The sequence below is a fragment of the Variovorax sp. GW821-FHT09D07 genome (assembly GCF_059416345.1).
Genome location: NZ_JBWKOY010000009.1, coordinates 146,640 through 163,735, shown reverse-complemented (window position 1 = coordinate 163,735; position 17,096 = coordinate 146,640). Strand labels below are relative to the sequence as shown.

The 17,096-nt window shown below is 69.8% G+C and carries 20 protein-coding genes; 12 read left to right on the top strand and 8 right to left on the bottom strand.

Translation table 11 applies throughout. From position 1 onward, the window contains the following. Positions 1 to 30 precede the first annotated feature (30 nt). A complete protein-coding gene (locus AC07OX_RS26400; RefSeq protein WP_495260344.1) occupies positions 31 to 2,433 on the top strand; it encodes a PepSY domain-containing protein in 2,403 nt (800 codons plus the stop codon). Here the strand turns inward: AC07OX_RS26400 and AC07OX_RS26395 are convergent, their stop codons facing one another. Next, positions 2,434 to 3,093 (bottom strand): glutathione S-transferase, encoded by a 660-nt coding sequence (locus AC07OX_RS26395; protein ID WP_495260343.1) that lies wholly within the window; start codon positions 3,091 to 3,093, stop codon positions 2,434 to 2,436. It lies immediately after the preceding gene. A gap of 92 nt (positions 3,094 to 3,185) precedes the next feature. Between AC07OX_RS26395 and AC07OX_RS26390 the strand changes: the two genes are divergently transcribed. Together AC07OX_RS26390 and AC07OX_RS26385 are read left to right on the top strand one after the other, a co-directional pair. After that, the gene (locus tag AC07OX_RS26390; RefSeq protein ID WP_390342513.1) at positions 3,186 to 4,058 is read left to right on the top strand and encodes a helix-turn-helix domain-containing protein; all 873 of its coding nucleotides are present in this window, start codon (positions 3,186 to 3,188) and stop codon (positions 4,056 to 4,058) included. Positions 4,059 to 4,122: 64 nt separating this feature from the next. Continuing rightward, a complete protein-coding gene (locus tag AC07OX_RS26385; RefSeq protein ID WP_495260342.1) occupies positions 4,123 to 5,034 on the top strand; it encodes an SDR family oxidoreductase in 912 nt (303 codons plus the stop codon). A 6-nt stretch (positions 5,035 to 5,040) separates the two neighbouring features. Here the strand turns inward: AC07OX_RS26385 and AC07OX_RS26380 are convergent, their stop codons facing one another. Together AC07OX_RS26380 and AC07OX_RS26375 are read right to left on the bottom strand one after the other, a co-directional pair. Continuing rightward, positions 5,041 to 5,619: a GNAT family N-acetyltransferase gene (locus AC07OX_RS26380; RefSeq protein WP_495260341.1), complete on the bottom strand. Its 579-nt coding sequence runs from the start codon at positions 5,617 to 5,619 to the stop codon at positions 5,041 to 5,043. Positions 5,620 to 5,643: 24 nt separating this feature from the next. Beyond that, positions 5,644 to 6,060, bottom strand: a complete 417-nt coding sequence (locus AC07OX_RS26375; RefSeq protein WP_495260340.1) for a hypothetical protein — start codon at positions 6,058 to 6,060, stop codon at positions 5,644 to 5,646. Between the two features lie 110 nt (positions 6,061 to 6,170). Between AC07OX_RS26375 and zigA the strand changes: the two genes are divergently transcribed. Further along, positions 6,171 to 7,364 (top strand): zinc metallochaperone GTPase ZigA, encoded by a 1,194-nt coding sequence (gene zigA, locus AC07OX_RS26370; RefSeq protein WP_062477011.1) that lies wholly within the window; start codon positions 6,171 to 6,173, stop codon positions 7,362 to 7,364. Positions 7,365 to 7,377: 13 nt separating this feature from the next. On the opposite strand, the gene AC07OX_RS26365 is transcribed toward zigA, so the two are convergent. Together AC07OX_RS26365 and AC07OX_RS26360 are read right to left on the bottom strand one after the other, a co-directional pair. Beyond that, the gene (locus AC07OX_RS26365) at positions 7,378 to 8,031 is read right to left on the bottom strand and encodes an FMN-binding negative transcriptional regulator (protein ID WP_369646325.1); all 654 of its coding nucleotides are present in this window, start codon (positions 8,029 to 8,031) and stop codon (positions 7,378 to 7,380) included. Between the two features lie 16 nt (positions 8,032 to 8,047). Then, the gene (locus tag AC07OX_RS26360) at positions 8,048 to 8,524 is read right to left on the bottom strand and encodes a Fur family transcriptional regulator (protein WP_495260339.1); all 477 of its coding nucleotides are present in this window, start codon (positions 8,522 to 8,524) and stop codon (positions 8,048 to 8,050) included. A gap of 176 nt (positions 8,525 to 8,700) precedes the next feature. Between AC07OX_RS26360 and AC07OX_RS26355 the strand changes: the two genes are divergently transcribed. The 7 genes from AC07OX_RS26355 (at position 8,701) to AC07OX_RS26325 (ending at position 14,206) form a co-directional block, all read left to right on the top strand. After that, positions 8,701 to 9,363, top strand: a complete 663-nt coding sequence (locus tag AC07OX_RS26355; RefSeq protein ID WP_062477023.1) for an alpha/beta hydrolase — start codon at positions 8,701 to 8,703, stop codon at positions 9,361 to 9,363. Positions 9,364 to 9,439: 76 nt separating this feature from the next. Beyond that, entirely contained in the window at positions 9,440 to 9,757 is a 318-nt protein-coding gene (locus tag AC07OX_RS26350) for a putative quinol monooxygenase (RefSeq protein ID WP_062477003.1), read from the top strand. Positions 9,758 to 9,923: 166 nt separating this feature from the next. After that, complete coding sequence (gshA, locus tag AC07OX_RS26345) at positions 9,924 to 11,480, top strand: glutamate--cysteine ligase (RefSeq protein ID WP_062477001.1); 1,557 nt, start codon at positions 9,924 to 9,926, stop codon at positions 11,478 to 11,480. Between the two features lie 324 nt (positions 11,481 to 11,804). After that, positions 11,805 to 12,185: a response regulator transcription factor gene (locus AC07OX_RS26340; RefSeq protein WP_487848285.1), complete on the top strand. Its 381-nt coding sequence runs from the start codon at positions 11,805 to 11,807 to the stop codon at positions 12,183 to 12,185. 122 nt (positions 12,186 to 12,307) lie between these two features. Next, positions 12,308 to 13,234: an SDR family NAD(P)-dependent oxidoreductase gene (locus AC07OX_RS26335; protein ID WP_159270918.1), complete on the top strand. Its 927-nt coding sequence runs from the start codon at positions 12,308 to 12,310 to the stop codon at positions 13,232 to 13,234. A gap of 104 nt (positions 13,235 to 13,338) precedes the next feature. Beyond that, positions 13,339 to 13,755 carry a nuclear transport factor 2 family protein gene (locus AC07OX_RS26330; protein WP_495260338.1) on the top strand — a complete coding sequence of 139 codons (417 nt, stop codon included), beginning with the start codon at positions 13,339 to 13,341 and terminating at the stop codon, positions 13,753 to 13,755. Further along, complete coding sequence (locus tag AC07OX_RS26325; protein ID WP_495260337.1) at positions 13,745 to 14,206, top strand: MerR family transcriptional regulator; 462 nt, start codon at positions 13,745 to 13,747, stop codon at positions 14,204 to 14,206. Before AC07OX_RS26330 ends, AC07OX_RS26325 begins: the two co-directional genes overlap by 11 nt. A gap of 3 nt (positions 14,207 to 14,209) precedes the next feature. Here the strand turns inward: AC07OX_RS26325 and AC07OX_RS26320 are convergent, their stop codons facing one another. The 3 genes from AC07OX_RS26320 to bamE all read right to left on the bottom strand — a co-directional run bounded on the left by AC07OX_RS26320 (position 14,210) and on the right by bamE (position 15,870). Beyond that, positions 14,210 to 14,572 carry an HPF/RaiA family ribosome-associated protein gene (locus AC07OX_RS26320; RefSeq protein ID WP_062476985.1) on the bottom strand — a complete coding sequence of 121 codons (363 nt, stop codon included), beginning with the start codon at positions 14,570 to 14,572 and terminating at the stop codon, positions 14,210 to 14,212. A 106-nt stretch (positions 14,573 to 14,678) separates the two neighbouring features. Next, positions 14,679 to 15,107: a CBS domain-containing protein gene (locus AC07OX_RS26315; protein WP_307587549.1), complete on the bottom strand. Its 429-nt coding sequence runs from the start codon at positions 15,105 to 15,107 to the stop codon at positions 14,679 to 14,681. Positions 15,108 to 15,267: 160 nt separating this feature from the next. Continuing rightward, positions 15,268 to 15,870 carry an outer membrane protein assembly factor BamE domain-containing protein gene (gene bamE / locus AC07OX_RS26310; protein WP_495260336.1) on the bottom strand — a complete coding sequence of 201 codons (603 nt, stop codon included), beginning with the start codon at positions 15,868 to 15,870 and terminating at the stop codon, positions 15,268 to 15,270. 216 nt (positions 15,871 to 16,086) lie between these two features. Between bamE and ylqF the strand changes: the two genes are divergently transcribed. After that, the gene (gene ylqF, locus AC07OX_RS26305) at positions 16,087 to 17,064 is read left to right on the top strand and encodes a ribosome biogenesis GTPase YlqF (protein WP_495260335.1); all 978 of its coding nucleotides are present in this window, start codon (positions 16,087 to 16,089) and stop codon (positions 17,062 to 17,064) included. Positions 17,065 to 17,096: the final 32 nt, after the last annotated feature.

Sequence of the window (17,096 nt, the reverse complement as noted above, 5' to 3'; positions counted from 1 at the left end):
CTTCCTGTTTCCCGTTTTCTTCTGTTTTTCATGGCTTTGCTGCGTCGCGTCTGGTTCCAGATCCATTGGTTCATCGGCATCACGGCGGGCAGCGTGCTGGTCGTCATCGGCCTGAGCGGGGCGACGCTGTCGTTCCGCGCCGAGATCACCGACCTGCTGAACCCGATCCCCGCGGCCTCGGCCGCACCCGCATTGGCACCGCCCGCGCTCGTCGCGCGCGTGCAGGCCGAGATGCCCGGGCGGCGCATCGCCACTGTCGCCGTCTCCACCGAGCCCGGGCGCGCCGCGCGCGTCGGGTTCGCGCCGCCACCCGGTGAGCGGCGCGGCGAGACGCGCTTCGCCGATCCCGCCACCGGCGCGCTGCTGCCCGATCCGGTGGGCGAGCACTTCTTCGAGTTCGTCGAGGAGCTGCACCGCTGGCTGCTGCTGCCGCGCGACGACGGCAAGCCCATCACCGGCTCGCTGGCCGGCCTGTTGCTGGTGCTCGCGCTGTCGGGCCTGTACCTGCGCTGGCCGCGCCGGCCCTTCGCGTGGCGCCAGTGGCTGCGCATCGACTTCGCGCTGCGCGGTCGCGCCTTCCTGTGGAACCTGCACGCGGTGGTCGGCACCGTCGCGCTGCTGGCCTACGTGGTGTCGACCACCACCGGCATGTACTGGGCCTTCGACAGCTTGCGCAAGGCGGTCGACGGCGCGGTCGGCGAAGGCCGCGTGGTGCGCGCCGAACGCGCGCCGGCCGATGCCCCGGTGACGCTCGACCTGGCGCGCGTCTGGCAGGCCTTCGTCGACACCACGGGGGGCGACTGGTCCCTGGTCACGCTGCGGCTGCCGGCGCGCAACGGGGCGCAGGTCGAGGCCAACTACCTGCGCACGCACCCCGAGCACGAGCGCGCGCGCAACCGCCTGTACCTGCACGCCGCGACCGGCGAGACGCTGCGCCACGAACGCTATGCCGACAAGCCGCTCGCGGGCCGCCTCGTGAACAGCATCTACCCGCTGCACATGGGCACCTACTGGGGCCTGCCGGGGCGCATCGTGATGATGCTCACGAGCCTGGGGCTCGCGCTCTTCGCGATCAGCGGCTGGATGATGTACCTCGGCCGCCGCCGCACCGCGAAGGCCGTGCGCGCCGAGCGTGCGCGGCTCGATGCGGTCGCCGTGCCCGCCACGGCGGGCGATGCGGGCCAGGTGCTGGTCGCCTTCGCGAGCCAGACCGGCCATGCCGAGCGCCTCGCGCTGCAGACGGCCGGCGCGTTGCAGGCCGCCGGTGTCGCGGCGGTGGTGCGGCCTGTGTCGGCACTGAGCGCCGATGCGCTGCTGCATTTCCGGCAGGTGCTGTGGGTGGCGAGCAGCTTCGGCGAGGGCGAACCGCCCGACAGCGCGCGTGCCTTCGCCCGTGCGTTCGCGCGGCAGGGCGGTCCGGGCTTGCGCCACCTGCGCTACGGCCTGCTCGCGCTGGGCGACCGCCACTACGCGACCTTCTGCGGCTTCGGCCGCAAGCTCGACCACGACCTGCACAACCAGGGCGCGCAGCCGCTGTTCCCCATGATCGAGGTGGACGGCGAAGACCCGGCAGCGCTCGCGCGTTGGCACGATGCGCTGCGCGAGACCTTCGGGGTGCGCGATGCCGCGTGGCCTGTGTCGGCTGCAACGCCCGCACCGGCCTTCGAGGCCTGGCGGCTCGATGGCCGGCGCCTGCTCAATGCGGGCAGCCAGGGCGATCCGCTGTTCGAGATCGAGCTGCGACGCGTCAGTGGCGGCGCGATGGACTGGACACCCGGCGCACTGGTCGAGATCGTGCCGCGCCAGATGCACGACGACGGCGCCCCGGCGCCCGCGCCGCGCAGCTACTCGGTCGCGTCGATTCCTTCTGATGGCGCCGTCCAGCTGCTGGTGCGGCAGGCACGGCACGACAACGGCCTGGGCGTGGCCTCGGGCTGGCTCACGGTCGGCGCGCCCATGGGCACGGAACTCGCGCTGCGCCTCGTCGCCAACCCGGGCTTCGCACTGCCCGACGATGCGCGGCCCTGCATCTTCATCGGCAACGGTTCGGGCTTTGCGGGCTTGCGTGCGTTGCTGCGCGAGCGTGCACGCCGCGGGCACGGGCGCAACTGGCTGGTGTTCGGCGAGCGGCAGGCGGCGCACGACGGCTTCGGTGCGGACGAGGTCGCGGCATGGCAGGCCGGTGGTCTGGTCGCGCGCGCCGACTTCGTCTACTCGCGCGACCAGGCGCAGCGCGTGTACGTGCAGGACCGCCTGCGCGAGGCTGGCGAGGTGCTGAAGCAGTGGGTGGACGAAGAGGGCGCGATCGTCTTCGTGTGCGGCAGCCTCGAAGGCATGGCGCCGGGCGTGGACGCGGCGCTCACCGAGGTGCTGGGCGAGAGCGGCATGGACGCGCTCATCGCCGAAGGGCGCTACCGCCGCGACGTGTACTGATCAGGCGGGCGGAAAGCTCACGCCCGGTTCGCCGGCCTGCCAGGGCGCGTACTTGGTCATGATGCGCGCGAACATGTCCGACGCGGTCCAGTCCGACAGCCAGGCCTGCAGGCGCGGCCACGGCTGCGTGTCGAACCAGGCCGCGTCGACCATCGCGAACTGGCGAACGAAAGGCATCAGCGCCGCGTCGGCCAGCGTGGCGTGCGCGCCGGCCAGCTGCGCCGACATTGCGAGCCGGTCTTCGAGCCCTTGCAGGAAGCGCGCGCCCTCGTCGCGCGCCGAGCCTTCCGACGCGGGATAACGCGCCGGGTATTTGTAGCGGTCGAGCAGCGGCTTGAAATCGTTGTCGCAGGCCGCCACCAGCGCGAGCAACTCGTCGAGCGTGCCGCGCTCCGGAGCCAGCCAGCGCAGCGGATCGTGGCGGCGCAGCGCCCACAGCATCACGTCCAGGCTCTGTTCCAGCACCGCCGCGCCGCCGTCGAGCACCAGCACGGGCACCGTGCCCTTGGGCGAGGCCGCGAGCATCTCGGCGGGCTTGCGCTTCAGCTCGACCTCGCGCAGTTCGCAGCGCTGCTCGCTCGCCAGCAGCGCGAGCCGGGCCCGCATCGCATAGGGGCAACGGCGGAACGAATAGAGCACGGGGGGGGCGGAATCGGGCATGCGAACCAAAGGTGGACAGCGGGAGCTGGCCGATTGTCGGCCCGTGCCCGCCGGGTCGCGCGGCGGCGGGTTTTTCCTCACAATCGACCGCCATGGGCGAACGCCTCTTCCTCCGGCTCCACGACGACCTGCTGCACGGGCCGGAGTCGGGCGTGCCCGACGGCACGCTGCAGGTGCTGCCGATCGCACCGGCGCTGCGGTCGCATGTCTCGCACCTGCTGATGTACCGCGAGACCTTCGCGCCCGGCCACGAGGTGCGCGAGCGCGTGCTGCCCGACGGCGCGATCCGGCTGGTCTTCAACTTCGGCGATGCGCCCTCGGCCGACGATGCGCCGGGGCAGGCGGTCGAAGCCATCGGCGCCTTCGCCGCGCCCGCTGTGGTGCGGATGCGTGACACGGTGGAAGGCCTGTCGGTGGCGCTGCGCCCCGGCGCGGCGGCGGCGCTGCTGGGCGTGCCGGCCGGTGAGATCGCGGGCCGCGCGGTGCACCTGGACGAACTCTGGGGCGGCGAGGGCACGACGCTGCTCGCACGCATGGCCGAAGCGCGCGGCGATGTCGCACGCGCGCAACTGCTGCAGCAGGCCCTGATGAAGCGCCTGCAGAAAGCCGGCGACGGCACGCCGCCGGCCGCCGCGATGCACGCCGCGCGGCTCATCGCCGCCGCCGACGGGCGCCAGGCGTTGCGCGAGGTGGCGCAGGCCGTCGGCGTGGGCGAGCGCCGGTTGCAGCAGCTCTTTCATGCGCACGTCGGGCTGTCGCCGCGCGCCTGGGGCCGGCTCGCGCGGCTGCATGCCTGCCTGCGCGCGCTGCGCCTGCACAGCGCGCCAGCCTGGGCCGACATGGCGCTGGACCACGGGTTCTACGACCAGTCGCACCTCGTCAACGAGTTCCGCGCCCTGTGCGGCGTGACGCCCACCGAGTTCCTCGGGCGCCGGGTTTCGGTTTCTTCCAAGACGGCGCGCTGAGGCCGGCCTATCGTGGCGGCCTGTCCTGCCAAAGGACCCTCACCGAACGAAGGAGCAACGACACATGACAGCAGCCCTCTCCACCCCTGATGCCGCGCACCGTCCGCTGGCGGGCCGCGTGGCCGTGGTGACCGGCGCCAGCCGCGGCGCGGGCCGCGGCATTGCGCAGGAACTGGGCGCGGCCGGCGCCACCGTGTACGTGACCGGGCGCAGCACCCGCGCGCGGCCGGCCGACAGCTACGGGCAGCTGCTCGCCCTGTCCGAACTGGCCGCCTTGCCCGGCACCATCGACGACACCGCCGACGAGGTCACGCAACTCGGCGGGCACGGCATTGCCGTGGCCTGCGACCACACGAAGGAAGACGAGGTGGCGGCGCTGTTCGCGCGCGTCGAGCGCGAGCAGGGCCGGCTCGACCTGCTCGTGAACAACGCCTGGGGCGGCCACGAGAGCTTCACCGGTGTCTTCGAGGCGCCGTTCTGGGAACACCCGCTCGCCAACTGGGATTCGATGTTCGACCGCGGCGTGCGCAACCACCTCGTGGCCAGCCGCTGCGCTGCACCGGGCATGGTGGCGCGCAAGCAGGGCCTGATCGTCACCACCACCTTCTGGGACCGCGGCCACTACCTGCGCGGCAACCTGTTCTACGACCTCGCCAAGGCGTCGATGACGCGGCTGGCCTTCGGCATCGCGCAGGAACTGCAGCCGCACGGCGTGGCTTCGGTGGCGGTGTCGCCGGGCTGGATGCGCACCGAGTTCGTGCTCGCGGGCCACAAGACCGACGAAGCGCACTGGCAGGAGCGCCCCGCGCTGGCGCGCACCGAGTCGCCGCGCTACCTGGGTCGCGCCGTGGCCGCGCTGGCAGCCGATGCGCAGGTGCTCGACAAGACCGGCCAGGTGCTGCGCGTGGCCGACCTGGCGCGTGCCTACGGCTTCACCGACATCGACGGGCGGCAGGTCGAGGCGTTCGAGCTGTAGGGCACGTCAGCGCAGGTCGTGCACGTCGATGCGAAAGCGCAGCTCGGGCGCGCCGCCGAGCCCGGGCTCGGTGATGAACTCCTCGACCAGCACGCCGCCGTTGGCGCGGATCACGCGCTGCGAGGCGAGGTTGTCGGGGCTGGTCGTGATCTCGACATGGTCCAGGCCGATGGCGCGCGCATCGGGCAGCAGCGCGCGCAGCGCGGCGGTGGCATAGCCCCGGCCGCCTTTCCACGGCACCACGCCGTAGCCGATGTGGCCCAGGCAGTACGAAGGCAGGGCGTTGGTGCCCGGCTGCCAGCGCAGCTGGATGCTGCCGCAGAACTCGCCGTCCCACAGCCAGCGCCGGTAGCCTGGCAGCCGCGGCACGGTGCCACCGGTGGGCAGCGCGATGGGCGGGCCCTTGGCCTCGCGGTCGACGAGGCCGGCGAGAAAGCCGTCGGGGTCGGCGCGGATCAGCGCCAGTTCTTCCAGGCCGGCTTCGGCCCGCAGGTTGTTGGGCGACCAGCCGCGTTCCAGTGCGGCGATGTAGCCGGGCAAATGTTCAGGCGACGGCCAGACGAGTTGCAGTGCGGAAAGGGACATGGGAAACGGTCCTTGTTGCTTTGATCAGTACGAGCGCAGGGCGATGCCCCAGCGCCCCTCGGCCTGTACGACGATCCAGAGGTTGGCGTGCGTGCTGAGCACCGCGCCGGCCGCATCGCGCCGCGTGTAGTGCACGACGAAGTGCACCTTGTCGTGGCTCACGAGCACGGGTTCCTTCTTCTCGTACTGTGTGGAGGCCCAGCCGCCGGCCTTGAGCGTGTCGAAGAAATCCACGGGGTGCTGGCCGGGCGCGGGCCAGTCGAGCCGCTGCGCGCCCGAAAGCATCGTGTGCGGAAAGTGCAGCTCGGCGTCCATGCCGCGCGTGTCCGAGGCGTTGAACGCGGCCGTGAAGCGGTCGAGGCAGGCCGACGCGGCGGCGACGACGGCCGCGTGCGGCGCGTCGGAGGGCGGCGGGGCGACGAAGGCAGAGAAATCGGTCATGTGCCGGATGGTAGGCGAGCGTGCGCCTGTCGGTCACGTTCTCATGAAATGCAACTGAGTTGCGTCAATCCATATAATGCAATCCTGTTGCAACTACGGAGCCTGCCCTCATGGCCGATCGCCTTCCCGTCACCGTGCTGTCCGGCTTCCTGGGCGCCGGCAAGACCACGCTGCTCAACCACATCCTGCACAACCGCGAGGGCCGCCGCGTGGCGGTGATCGTCAACGACATGAGCGAGGTCAACATCGACGCGGCGCTGGTGCGCGAAGGCGGCGCCGCGCTGTCGCGCACCGACGAGAAGCTGGTCGAGATGAGCAACGGCTGCATCTGCTGCACGCTGCGCGAAGACCTGCTGATCGAGGTGAAGCGGCTCGCCAAGGAAGGGCGCTTCGACCAGCTCGTGATCGAGTCGACCGGCATCTCCGAGCCGCTACCCGTGGCCGAGACCTTCACCTTCGCGGGCGAGGACGGCCAGAGCCTGGCCGACGTGGCGCGGCTGGACACCATGGTCACGGTGGTCGATGCCTTCAACTTCCTGCGCGACTACGGCTCGCCCGACAGCCTGGGCCAGCGCGGCCAGTCGCTGGGCGACGAAGACACGCGCACGGTGGTCGACCTGCTGATCGAGCAGATCGAGTTCTGCGACGTGCTCGTGGTCAACAAGACCGACCTCGTGACGGCCGAGGAACGCGAGCGGCTGATGGCCATCTTGCGCAGCCTCAACCCGCGTGCGCGCATCGAGGAATCGGAATTCGGCCGCGTCGCGCTCGACCGCGTGCTCGACACGGGCCTGTTCGACTTCGAGCAGGCCGAGCAGGCGCCCGGCTGGCTGGCCGAGCTGCGCGGCGAGCATGTGCCCGAGAGCGAGGCCTACGGCATCCGCAGCTTCGTCTACCGGTCGCGCCTGCCGTTCCATCCGCAGCGCTTCTGGGACCTGGTGCAGAGTGAGTGGGAAGGCGTGGTGCGCTCCAAGGGCTTCTTCTGGCTCGCGAGCCGGCCGACCCGCGCGGGTGCGTGGTCGCAGGCCGGCGGTGCCTGCCGCTACGGCGTGGCGGGCCTGTGGTGGGCGGCCGTGCCGCGCGAACACTGGCCGACCGACCCCGACGGGCTCGAACTCATCCGCAAGAACTGGGACGACGCCACCGGCGACGCGCGCCAGGAGCTGGTGCTGATCGGCATCGGCATGGACGAGGCCGCGCTGCGCGCGCGGCTCGATGCCTGCCTGCTCACGCCCAACGAGATGCGCTTCGGCCCCTCGTGGTGGCAGAACCTGCCCGATCCGTTTCCGTCGTGGAACGTGTGAGCGCGCGGGCGGTTCAGTCGCCGGCGCTGCCGGGCTGCATCGCCTGTTGCACCAGCCGGGCCATGGCCGACGCGTTCTCGCTGCCGACGGCGGCCAGGCCCTGCACCGTGCCTTGACGGTCCTGCAGGGCTTCGTCCTGGCTGGCCTTGAGCTTGCCTTCGAGGCGGTCGATGGGGATCTCGATGCCCACCACGGCGCGCGCCAGCTTGCGGATGAAGGTCTCGGGCGCGTCCGTGGTCTGCCAGGGCACGGGCTGGCCGGCCTCGTTCGCCGCGGTCAGCCGCGCGAGCAGGTCGAGCAGCCAGGCTTCGTCGTCGATGGCGCGCGCGATGCCGTGCGCATGGGCGACGGCGTAGTTCCAGGTCGGCACCACCTGGCCGTGCTCGGCCTTGCCGGGGTACCAGCCGGGCGTGATGTAGGCCTGCGGCCCCTGGAACATCACGACCGAAGCAGCCGGGGCATCGAGCTGACGCCACACGGGATTGGCGCGCGACACGTGGCCGAGCAGCGTGCCGAACGGGCCGCGCGAGCGGTCGAGCAGAAAGGGCAGGTGGTTGGCGACCAGTCCGTCGGCGCCTGGCACGACCCAGGCGCCCAGCGGGTGCGCGTCGATCAGCGCGTGGCTCGCGCCGAGGTCGGGCTGGCGGTGGTGCCGGGAGACGTACACGTGCAGCGCGATGAAACTATCGAGCGCAGTCGCCGCACATGCCGTGCAGCGTGAGCGCCGTGTGCCGCGTGTCGATGCCCTGCTTGCGCAGCGCCTTGCCGAGCCGGCCCATCACCTTGGGCAGTTCGGGGTCGGAAGGCAGGGCCAGCACCTTGTGGCACTGGTCGCATTCGAAGGTGTTGCCCGAGGCGGTGTCGACGTGCCGCGCGAAGCGGTTGACCCGGTCGGCGCCCACGCGGCGGTCGCACAGGCCGGCCTCGACCAGCCGGTCGAGCACGCGGTAGAGCGTGACGCGGTCGGGCGGCTCGCCCGTGGCGGCGGTGTAGGCGGCGGCCACTTCCTCGTGGGTCAGCGGCTGCGAGCCGTGTTCGAGCAGCTCGAGCACGGTCTGGGCGGCGCGCGTCACGCGCAGCCCGCTGCCGCGCAGCAGCGCCTCGCTGTCGAAGGCGGGGCGGGACGACGAGGTTTTCAGGGGCGGGGTGGGGGTCTTCATGCGAAACGCCATTGTGTTGCATCCGGCGCTCCCTTGTGCCGGCAAGGGCGCCGGGGCGGCCCGAAGGCGCGGATGTTGCGAGGTGCAAGTCAGCCAACCGGCCGTTTCGCCGCGGCCCGGGTCGCCCGAATGCGCTAAGGTCCGGGCATTCGCATTCCTGAATACCTTCGTTGACCATGTCCCGTCCCCCCATCGAAATCGAAACCGCCCCGAACCCCACCGCCTCGGTGATCCTGATGCACGGCCTGGGTGCCGACGGCAACGACTTCGTGCCGATCGCCGGCGAGCTCGACCTGTCGGCCGTGGGCCCGGTGCGCTTCGTGTTCCCCAATGCACCCGTCATTCCCGTGACCATCAACGGCGGCTACGAGATGCCCGCCTGGTACGACATCGCGGTGGCCGACCTGGTGGCGCGCGAGGACGAGGCCGGCCTGCGCCGCTCGCAGGCCAGCATCGAGGCCCTCATCGCGAACGAAAAGGCGCGCGGCATCCCCGCCCACCGCATCGTGGTGGCCGGCTTCTCGCAAGGCTGCGCGATGGCGCTGATGACCGGGCTGCGTCACGGCGAGCGGCTGGCCGGCATCGTCGGCCTTTCGGGCTACCTGCCGATTGCCGCGACCACGGCGGCCGAGCGCCACGGCGCCAACCACGACACGCCCGTGTTCCTCGCGCACGGCCGGCAGGACCCGGTGGTGCCGCTGGCGCGCGCCGAACAGTCGCGCGACGCGCTGGTGGCGCTGGGCCACCCCGTCGAATGGCACGAATACCCCATGGCGCACTCGGTCTGCATGGAAGAGATCGCCGACCTCAACCGCTTTTTGCTGCGCGTGTTCGGCTGAAGGCCCGCCACGCCGGGCCGCGCGCGCATCCATCCTGATCCTGTCACCCCGCAAGAACGCACAGAAGGAGACCCCCATGATCCTGGTCATCGGACACGCGCTGGCAAAGGCCGACACCCTGCAGGCGATGCTGGCCATCAGCGTGGAACACGTGCTGCGCTCGCGCGCCGAGCCCGGCTGCATCTCGCATGACGTCACGACCGACGTGCAAGACCCGCTGCAGCTCACCTTCGTGGAGCGCTGGAGCGACATGGCGGCGCTGCAGGCGCACTTTCGCGTCGATGCGTCGCGCGCTTTCGGCAAGGCGCTCGCGGCCATGGCCGACGGCGTGCCGTCGATCCATGTCTACCAGTCGGAAGAGATCGACCTCGCGGCGGGCCGCGCCAAGGCCTGAATTTCGAACCCCCGCTGCGCGCCGCAAGGCCGGTGGTATTTGAGAGGGTAGCTATGAAAAAGGTAGCAAAAAACAGCATAGCCGGATGCGGGATTCCCTGCTTCAGCAGTGCCTGTCCGCCCGTGCTACCTTCCAGCCCCACAGAAGATTGATGGGTCATAAGAACATGAGCAACAGATTGCAGGAGAGGCTGGGTGCACTCCCGGCCGCGCGATTGAAGGGAATGCGTCGCGGCATCGAGAAGGAAAGCCTGCGCGCGCTGCCCGACGGCAAGCTGGCCCTCACGCCGCATCCGCTGGCGCTGGGCTCGGCGCTCACGCATCCGCACATCACGACCGACTTCAGCGAATCGCAGCTCGAACTCATCACGGGCGTGCACGCGGGCGTGGAGTCGGCGCTCGAAGAGCTCACGCGGGTGCACCAGTTCACCTACCGCGTGCTCGACCAGCTCGGCGACGAGCGCCTGTGGGTGTCGAGCATGCCCTGCGGCCTGCCGACCGACGAGACCATTCCGATCGGCCGCTACGGCTCGTCGAACGTGGGCCGCGCCAAGAGCGTGTACCGCATGGGCCTGAGCCACCGCTATGGCCGGCGCATGCAGACCATTTCGGGCATCCACTACAACTGGTCGCTGCCGGAGGTGTCGAGCGAAGAGTACTTTGCGCTCATCCGCAACTTCCGCCGCCAGGCCTTTTTGCTGCTGTACCTGTTCGGCGCCTCGCCGGCCCTGTGTTCGAGCTTCGTCGCGGGCCGCCCGCACGAGCTGCAGCCGCTGGGCGACGGCAGCATGTACATGCCGCACGGCACCTCGCTGCGCATGGGCCGCCTGGGCTACCAGAGCGAGGCGCAGGCCTCGCTGGCCGTGAGCTACAACAGCCTGGAGGGCTACGGCGCCTCGCTGCAGGACGCGCTCACGCGCCCGTGGCCGGCCTACGAGGCCATCGGCATCCGCAACCTGGGCGGCGACTACAACCAGCTGGGCACCAGCCTGCTGCAGATCGAGAACGAGTTCTACGGCACCATCCGCCCCAAGCGCGTCATCCACTCCGGCGAGCGCCCGCTGCATGCGCTGCGCGAGCGCGGCGTGGAGTACGTCGAGGTGCGCCTGATGGACCTCGACCCCTTCGAGACCGTCGGCATCAATGCGCAGACCATGCGCTTCATCGACGTGTTCCTGCTGCACTGCCTGCTGAACGACAGCCCCGACGACACGCCGCAAGAAATCGCCGACCTGGCGCAGAACCAGCACCTCACGGCCGCGCGCGGCCGCGAGCCGGGCCTGAAGCTGCGCCGCGACGGGCGCGAGGTCGGGCTCACCGACTGGGGCCTGGAGCTGGTCGAGCAGTGCCTGCCGATTGCCGCCGCGCTCGACGCGGCGCAGGGCGGCACGCAGCACGTCGATGCGGTGCGCGCCGCCAAGGCCGGCCTCGAGAACCCCGACAGCCTGCCCTCGGCCCGCGTGCTCGCGGCCATCGAGCAGCAGCACGGCAACTCCTTCGTCGGCTTCGTGCGCGCCCAGTCGGAGCAGACCCGCGCCGCGCTGCTGGCGCTGCCGTTCTCGGCCGCGCAGCAGGCCGGTTTCGAGCAGATGACGGCCGAGTCGATCCAGGCGCAAAAGCGCATCGAGGCGGCCGACACCATGCCCTTCGAGATCTACCGCGAGCAGTACGTCTCGCCGGCGCGCCTGGGCATGGCCCCCGGCCGCCTGCCGGTCGCGGCCTGAGAAGGTGTGAACGAACCCGCCATGTCCGCTCATCCCACCCAGGCGCGCCCCCTCGGCGTTGCAAATGCTCGCCATAGCCCAAGCTATGGCTGCGCTTTGCGCCTTGAGGGGACGCGCCTGGGCGGGCTGCTCGGCCACGCCGGATTCATTCACACCTTCTGAAGCATCCTCACGGCGGCGCCACGGCGGCGCCGGCCGGCGCATGCCGACAGCGCCGCTGGCCGATGGCCTACAGCCATTGACCTGTCCGGCTCACCGCGGCGCGGCGGCCAGCCCCGAAGATGGCGTCATGCGCTGCCCAGTTCCGGACCCGAGACTCCCACCATGACGCTCCATGCCTACCTGGTCGAGGACAGTCCGGTGATCCGCGAGAACCTGGTCGACTTTCTCGAGGACGTGATCGATGCGCACGTGATCGCCTCGGCCAGCACCGCCGACGAAGCGCTCGAATGGCTGCGCGATCACAAGAGCGATTGGGACCTGGCCATCGTCGACCTGTTCCTGCAGCGCGGCAACGGCTTGGCCGTGCTGAACGCCTGCCGCCAGCGCTCGCCGCACCAGAAGGTGGTGGTGCTCAGCAACTACGCCACCGCCGACATGCGCCTGCGCTCGCAGCAGCTGGGTGCCGACGCCTTCTTCGACAAATCGGCCGAACTCGACCAGCTGGTGGCGTACTGCGCCACGGTCCAGCCGTCGCATGGGTGACTCCCACCGGGGGCGCCCGGCGGCGAACGGGGCGGGGAACTGAGGTAAAACGTTGGGTTGTTGTCAATTGGCAACCCTCACCAACACCGACCCACACAGTTCAGACAGCGAGCAGAGACCTCATGAGCAACAGCACCTCCATCGACTTCCAGGGCCGCGTGGCCATCGTGACCGGCGCGGGCGGCGGCCTGGGCCGCCAGCATGCGCTGGCCTTGGCGGCGCGCGGCGCCAAGGTGGTGGTCAACGACCTGGGCGGCGCGCGCGACGGCTCGGGCGGCTCGGTCAGCGCCGCGCAGGCGGTGGTCGACGAGATCAAGGCGGCCGGCGGCGAAGCCATTGCCAACGGCGCCTCGGTGACCGACTTCGAGGCCGTGCAGGCCATGGTCAAGCAGGCGGTCGACGCCTGGGGCCGCGTCGACATCCTGGTGAACAACGCCGGCATCCTGCGCGACAAGAGCTTCGCCAAGATGGAACTGGACGACTTCAAGCTGGTGGTCGACGTGCACCTGATGGGCGCCGTGAACTGCACCAAGGCCGTCTGGGCGCTCATGAACGAGCAGAAGTACGGCCGCATCGTGATGACCACCTCGTCGTCGGGCCTGTACGGCAACTTCGGCCAGAGCAACTACGGCGCCGCCAAGCTGGCGCTGGTGGGCCTCATGCAAACGCTGAGCATCGAAGGCGCCAAGAACGACATCCGCGTGAACTGCCTGGCGCCCACCGCCGCCACGCGCATGACGGAAGACCTGTTCCCCAAGGACATGCTCGAGGCCTTCCGCCCCGAGGCCGTGGTGCCCGCGATGCTGGTGCTGGCCGCGCAGGACGCGCCCAACCGCACCATCCTCTGTGCCGGCGCCGGCACCTTCGAGGCCGCGCACATCACGCTGACGCAGGGCGCCTGGCTGGGCATTGCCGCCGACACGCCCGAGCAGCTGGCCGCGCGCCTGTCGGAAGTGACCGCGCGCGAAGGCGAGGCCGTGCCGCAAAGCGGCGCCGCCCAGGGTGCGAACGAAGTCGCCAAGGGCCAGGCGAACGCCGGCCGAAGCTGAGCCTTCGTCGCGCGGTGCATGGCGCTTGACTTCGAGCGCACTCGAGCATTTCCAATGAATTCACCGGATGTCCGGTGTCTTCATTCATCCAAGGAAATCACGCCATGCACACGATCGACAACAAGGCCCTGGTCCAGCGCATCCACGCGGAGCTGGACAAGGGCAACGGCCAGGCCTTCATCGACAGCCTGGCCGACGACGCCAGCTGGACGCTGGAAGGCAGCACGCCCTGGTCGCGCACCTACCAGGGCAAGCAGGCGATCCGCGAAGAGCTGATCAAGCCGCTGTTCGGGCAGTTCGCCGGGCCCTATGTGAGCAAGACCGAATGCATCATTGCGGAAGGCGACCGCGTGGTGGTGCTGTTCAGCGGCGACGTGCCCACCAAGGCCGGCAAGCGCTACAACAACCACTATTGCTACGTCTACCGACTCGAAGGAGGCCAGGTGAAAACATTGACCGAGTACTTCGACACCGCGCTGGTCGAGCGGGCGCTCGACGCGCCGACCGCCCATGCCGGCTGAACCCGCCGCCACCACGCCGTCGTTCCACATCGGCGAGCTGGCCGCGCGCACGGGCCGCACGGTGCACGCCATCCGCTGGTACGAATCGCAGGGCCTGGTGCCCGGCGTGGCGCGCGATGCGGGCGGGCGGCGCGTGTACGGCGAACTGCACGTGGGCTGGCTCGACCTGATGGACCGGCTGCGCCGCACCGGCATGTCGATTGCCGAGATGCGCGACTACACGGCGCTCGCATTGCAGGGCAAGGCCACGCTGCGCCAGCGGCGCGACCTGCTCGAGGCGCACCGCGCGCGCGTGCACCAGACCATTGCCGACTGGCAGCAGGCGCTGTCGCTGGTCGATCGCAAGATCGATTTCTACGACGCCTGGATGGCCGACGGGCGGCGCCCGCCGCTCATTCCGGTGGAAACGCCGCAGCGCCTGCCCGCGCCGAAGCGCAAGCCGGCGCGCTGAGCGCTATTCGGCGACGAAGCCCTCGCCGTCGCGGCGGATCGAATCGCGGGCGCGGTGGTTGTTGAGGCGGCCCAGCGTGTTGTCGAGCAGGCGCTTGAGCTTGTCGGCCGCGCCGCGGAAGGCCTCGTCGAGGCTGGTGGCGTGCTGTGTCACCGCGAGCGGCTGGTGGTGCGCCAGGCGCGCTTCCATCACGCAGCACTTGTCGCCGCCGCCGGCCTTGTCGTGGTTCTCGTCGCTCAGGTGCACCTCGACGCGCGTCACGTCTTCGACGAAACGGCTCAGGTGCTGCTTGATCTCGGTGTCTGCCCAGCGCTCCAGCGTGTCCTTGTTGGTGATGCCATTGCTCGTGTTGACCTGGATCTGCATTGCGTATGTCCCTGCTGGATGGTGAACGAGCCTTCACTGTGCACCCGAAAGAGTGCCCCTGTGCGTAGGTGTGTTGCCCCTCTTTTCCGGGGGCATCGCAGCGCGCTCAGCTCTGGATGTAACTGGTCAGCTGCGTGATGGTCTGCTCGTGCTCGGAAATGATGTCGTCCATCAGGTCTTGAATCGAGATCATGCCGACCACCTTGTCGCCGTCGACCACGGGCAGGTGGCGGAACTTGCGCTGGCTCATGAGCGCCATGCAGGCGTGGGTCTGGGTCTGCGGGGTGACGGTCATCACGTCGGGCGTCATGATCTCGGAGACTTTCATCTCTTTCGAATTCTTGCCCTGCAGCGCCACCTTGCGGGTGTAGTCGCGCTCGGACAAAAAGCCCACGAGCTTCTCGCCGTCCATCACCATGAGCGCGCCCACTTCGAAATGCGCCAGCGTGGCCAGCGCGTCGAACACGCTGGTGTCGGGCGAGGTGCGCCAGGCGGCGGAATCGTGGCGCTTGAGCAGTTCGGAGACGGGTTTCATCGCAGGCACTCCATTCAGGGGTTTCGATCCGGCCGACGCACGTGGCGGCGCCGTGCTTCGGACAAATCATAGGGGCGGAATCGCCCTTCGCGATGCAAAACCCTCCCGGGTGTTGCGCGTGTCATGCCGCGCACACGAACCCGGGGATGATCAAGGGTGCTCAGGGCGTGGCGGCGAGCACGCGGCTCAGCGCCACGGCATTGCCCGCGACGTCCTTCACGAGGCCCTGCGCGTCGAAGTTCACCTGGAACTCCGACCAGCTGTCGCGCCAGTAGCGCCACACCGGCGCGTCCAGGCTCGGGTTCTCGCTGGCCACCGGGTAGCCCAGCGCCATCAGCACCTGTTCGCGCGTCATGCCCGGCATCACCTTGCCCGCGAGGATGGCGGCGCCCACCGCGGGCGGAAAGCTGGCGATCTTGCGCTTGGGGTCTTCGGTGACCACGTAGCGCTTGGCGAAGTCGATCAGCGTGATGTTGCGGCTGTAGTCGTTCTTGATGCGCTGGGGCTTGCCCGCGAGGTCGAGGTTGAAGAAGCGGAAGTCGTAGGCCGTGATGCGCGCCGGCGTGCCCACGGGGACGATGCTCGTGCCCTGTTCGTCGTAGTTGATGTCGCTGATCGAGTCGCCGTAGGTGCGCATGTTGCAGCACAGGAAACCGTCGGTCAGCGGGCCGGGTGGCGGCGACGGGCGCTGGGCATGCGCCACGGTGGCGGACAGGATGGTGGTGGCCGCGAGCAGGGCGGCGGCGGCAAGGCGCTGGACCATGAAAAGGATCTCCCTCGGTGTGACTTTTTGAAACGGCTGCGGGCGCAGCGCGCGGATTCTAGGGGTGATCTGGCGGCCAACAAGCCAGTGAATACGCCAGTTGGTGCTATCAAAAGCGCAGCATCGAGGAATCGGTCCGTTTCCCGGTTCACAATGCGCACCCGGCCTGCGAGGCCGGTCCCCTTCCAGACAGCGCGAAAGAAAGAGCATCCATCGATGGCGATCCAGTGGTTCCCCGGTCACATGTATTCGACCCAGAAGGCCATCACCGAACGGGTGAAGGACATCGACGTGGTGATCGAACTGCTCGACGCGCGCCTGCCCGGCTCCAGCGCCAACCCGATGCTGGCCGAACTCACGGCCGGGCGGCCTACGCTGAAGGTGCTCAACAAGCAGGACCTGGCCGACCCCGTGCGCACCGAGGCCTGGCTGGCGCACTACAACGCGCTGCCCGACACCCGCGCCATTGCGCTCGACGCCAGCCTGACCATGCCCGCGCAGCGCATCGTGCGCGCCTGCCACGAGCTGTCGCCCAACCGCGGCGGCATGGCCAAGCCGATGCGCGTGCTGATCTGCGGCATTCCCAACGTGGGCAAGTCGACCCTCATCAACACGCTCACCGGCGGGCGCAAGGCCAAGACCGGCGACGAGGCCGGCATCACCAAGCTGGAGCAGCGCATCACGCTGGCCGACGACTTCTACCTGTGGGACACGCCCGGCATGCTGTGGCCGCGCATCATCGTGCCCAAGAGCGGCTACAACCTCGCGGCCAGCGGCGCGGTCGGGCGCAACGCTTTCGATGAAGAAGAAGTGGCGCTGGAGCTGCTGGACTACCTCAAGGCGAACTACGCCGAGGGCATCGTCGCGCGCTTCAAGCTCGTCGAGCTCGACCCCGCCACTCTGGGCGGCATGAAGGACGAAGACGTCCTCGACACCATCGGTCGCAAGCGCGGCGCGCTGCTGGGCAAGGGCAAGGTCAACCTGCAGAAGGCCGCCGAGATCGTGATGCACGAGTTCCGCGCCGGCAACCTGGGGCGCATCACGCTCGAGACGCCCGAGGAGTTCGCGCAGTGGCTGGCCGCCGGCCAGCGCGCCGACGCCGAGCGCGCCGCGAAGAAGGCGGCGCGCGGCAAGAAGGGCAAGCAAAAGCCCGAAGCGCCCGAGACAGACGGCGGCTCAGCGGCCGACGCGTGAAGGTCTTGCGCGCGGCTCGCTGAAGGCCGCGC

What these genes read in the sequence shown, in the direction of transcription:
- AC07OX_RS26400 (WP_495260344.1), top strand. Translation starts at nt 31, where the DNA reads ATGGCTTTGCTGCGTCGCGTCTGGTTCCAGATCCATTGGTTCATCGGC.
- AC07OX_RS26395 (WP_495260343.1), bottom strand. Translation starts at nt 3,093, where the DNA reads ATGCCCGATTCCGCCCCCCCCGTGCTCTATTCGTTCCGCCGTTGCCCC.
- AC07OX_RS26390 (WP_390342513.1), top strand. Translation starts at nt 3,186, where the DNA reads ATGGGCGAACGCCTCTTCCTCCGGCTCCACGACGACCTGCTGCACGGG.
- AC07OX_RS26385 (WP_495260342.1), top strand. Translation starts at nt 4,123, where the DNA reads ATGACAGCAGCCCTCTCCACCCCTGATGCCGCGCACCGTCCGCTGGCG.
- AC07OX_RS26380 (WP_495260341.1), bottom strand. Translation starts at nt 5,619, where the DNA reads ATGTCCCTTTCCGCACTGCAACTCGTCTGGCCGTCGCCTGAACATTTG.
- AC07OX_RS26375 (WP_495260340.1), bottom strand. Translation starts at nt 6,060, where the DNA reads ATGACCGATTTCTCTGCCTTCGTCGCCCCGCCGCCCTCCGACGCGCCG.
- zigA (WP_062477011.1), top strand. Translation starts at nt 6,171, where the DNA reads ATGGCCGATCGCCTTCCCGTCACCGTGCTGTCCGGCTTCCTGGGCGCC.
- AC07OX_RS26360 (WP_495260339.1), bottom strand. Translation starts at nt 8,524, where the DNA reads ATGAAGACCCCCACCCCGCCCCTGAAAACCTCGTCGTCCCGCCCCGCC.
- AC07OX_RS26355 (WP_062477023.1), top strand. Translation starts at nt 8,701, where the DNA reads ATGTCCCGTCCCCCCATCGAAATCGAAACCGCCCCGAACCCCACCGCC.
- AC07OX_RS26350 (WP_062477003.1), top strand. Translation starts at nt 9,440, where the DNA reads ATGATCCTGGTCATCGGACACGCGCTGGCAAAGGCCGACACCCTGCAG.
- gshA (WP_062477001.1), top strand. Translation starts at nt 9,924, where the DNA reads ATGAGCAACAGATTGCAGGAGAGGCTGGGTGCACTCCCGGCCGCGCGA.
- AC07OX_RS26340 (WP_487848285.1), top strand. Translation starts at nt 11,805, where the DNA reads ATGACGCTCCATGCCTACCTGGTCGAGGACAGTCCGGTGATCCGCGAG.
- AC07OX_RS26335 (WP_159270918.1), top strand. Translation starts at nt 12,308, where the DNA reads ATGAGCAACAGCACCTCCATCGACTTCCAGGGCCGCGTGGCCATCGTG.
- AC07OX_RS26330 (WP_495260338.1), top strand. Translation starts at nt 13,339, where the DNA reads ATGCACACGATCGACAACAAGGCCCTGGTCCAGCGCATCCACGCGGAG.
- AC07OX_RS26325 (WP_495260337.1), top strand. Translation starts at nt 13,745, where the DNA reads ATGCCGGCTGAACCCGCCGCCACCACGCCGTCGTTCCACATCGGCGAG.
- AC07OX_RS26320 (WP_062476985.1), bottom strand. Translation starts at nt 14,572, where the DNA reads ATGCAGATCCAGGTCAACACGAGCAATGGCATCACCAACAAGGACACG.
- AC07OX_RS26315 (WP_307587549.1), bottom strand. Translation starts at nt 15,107, where the DNA reads ATGAAACCCGTCTCCGAACTGCTCAAGCGCCACGATTCCGCCGCCTGG.
- bamE (WP_495260336.1), bottom strand. Translation starts at nt 15,870, where the DNA reads ATGGTCCAGCGCCTTGCCGCCGCCGCCCTGCTCGCGGCCACCACCATC.
- ylqF (WP_495260335.1), top strand. Translation starts at nt 16,087, where the DNA reads ATGGCGATCCAGTGGTTCCCCGGTCACATGTATTCGACCCAGAAGGCC.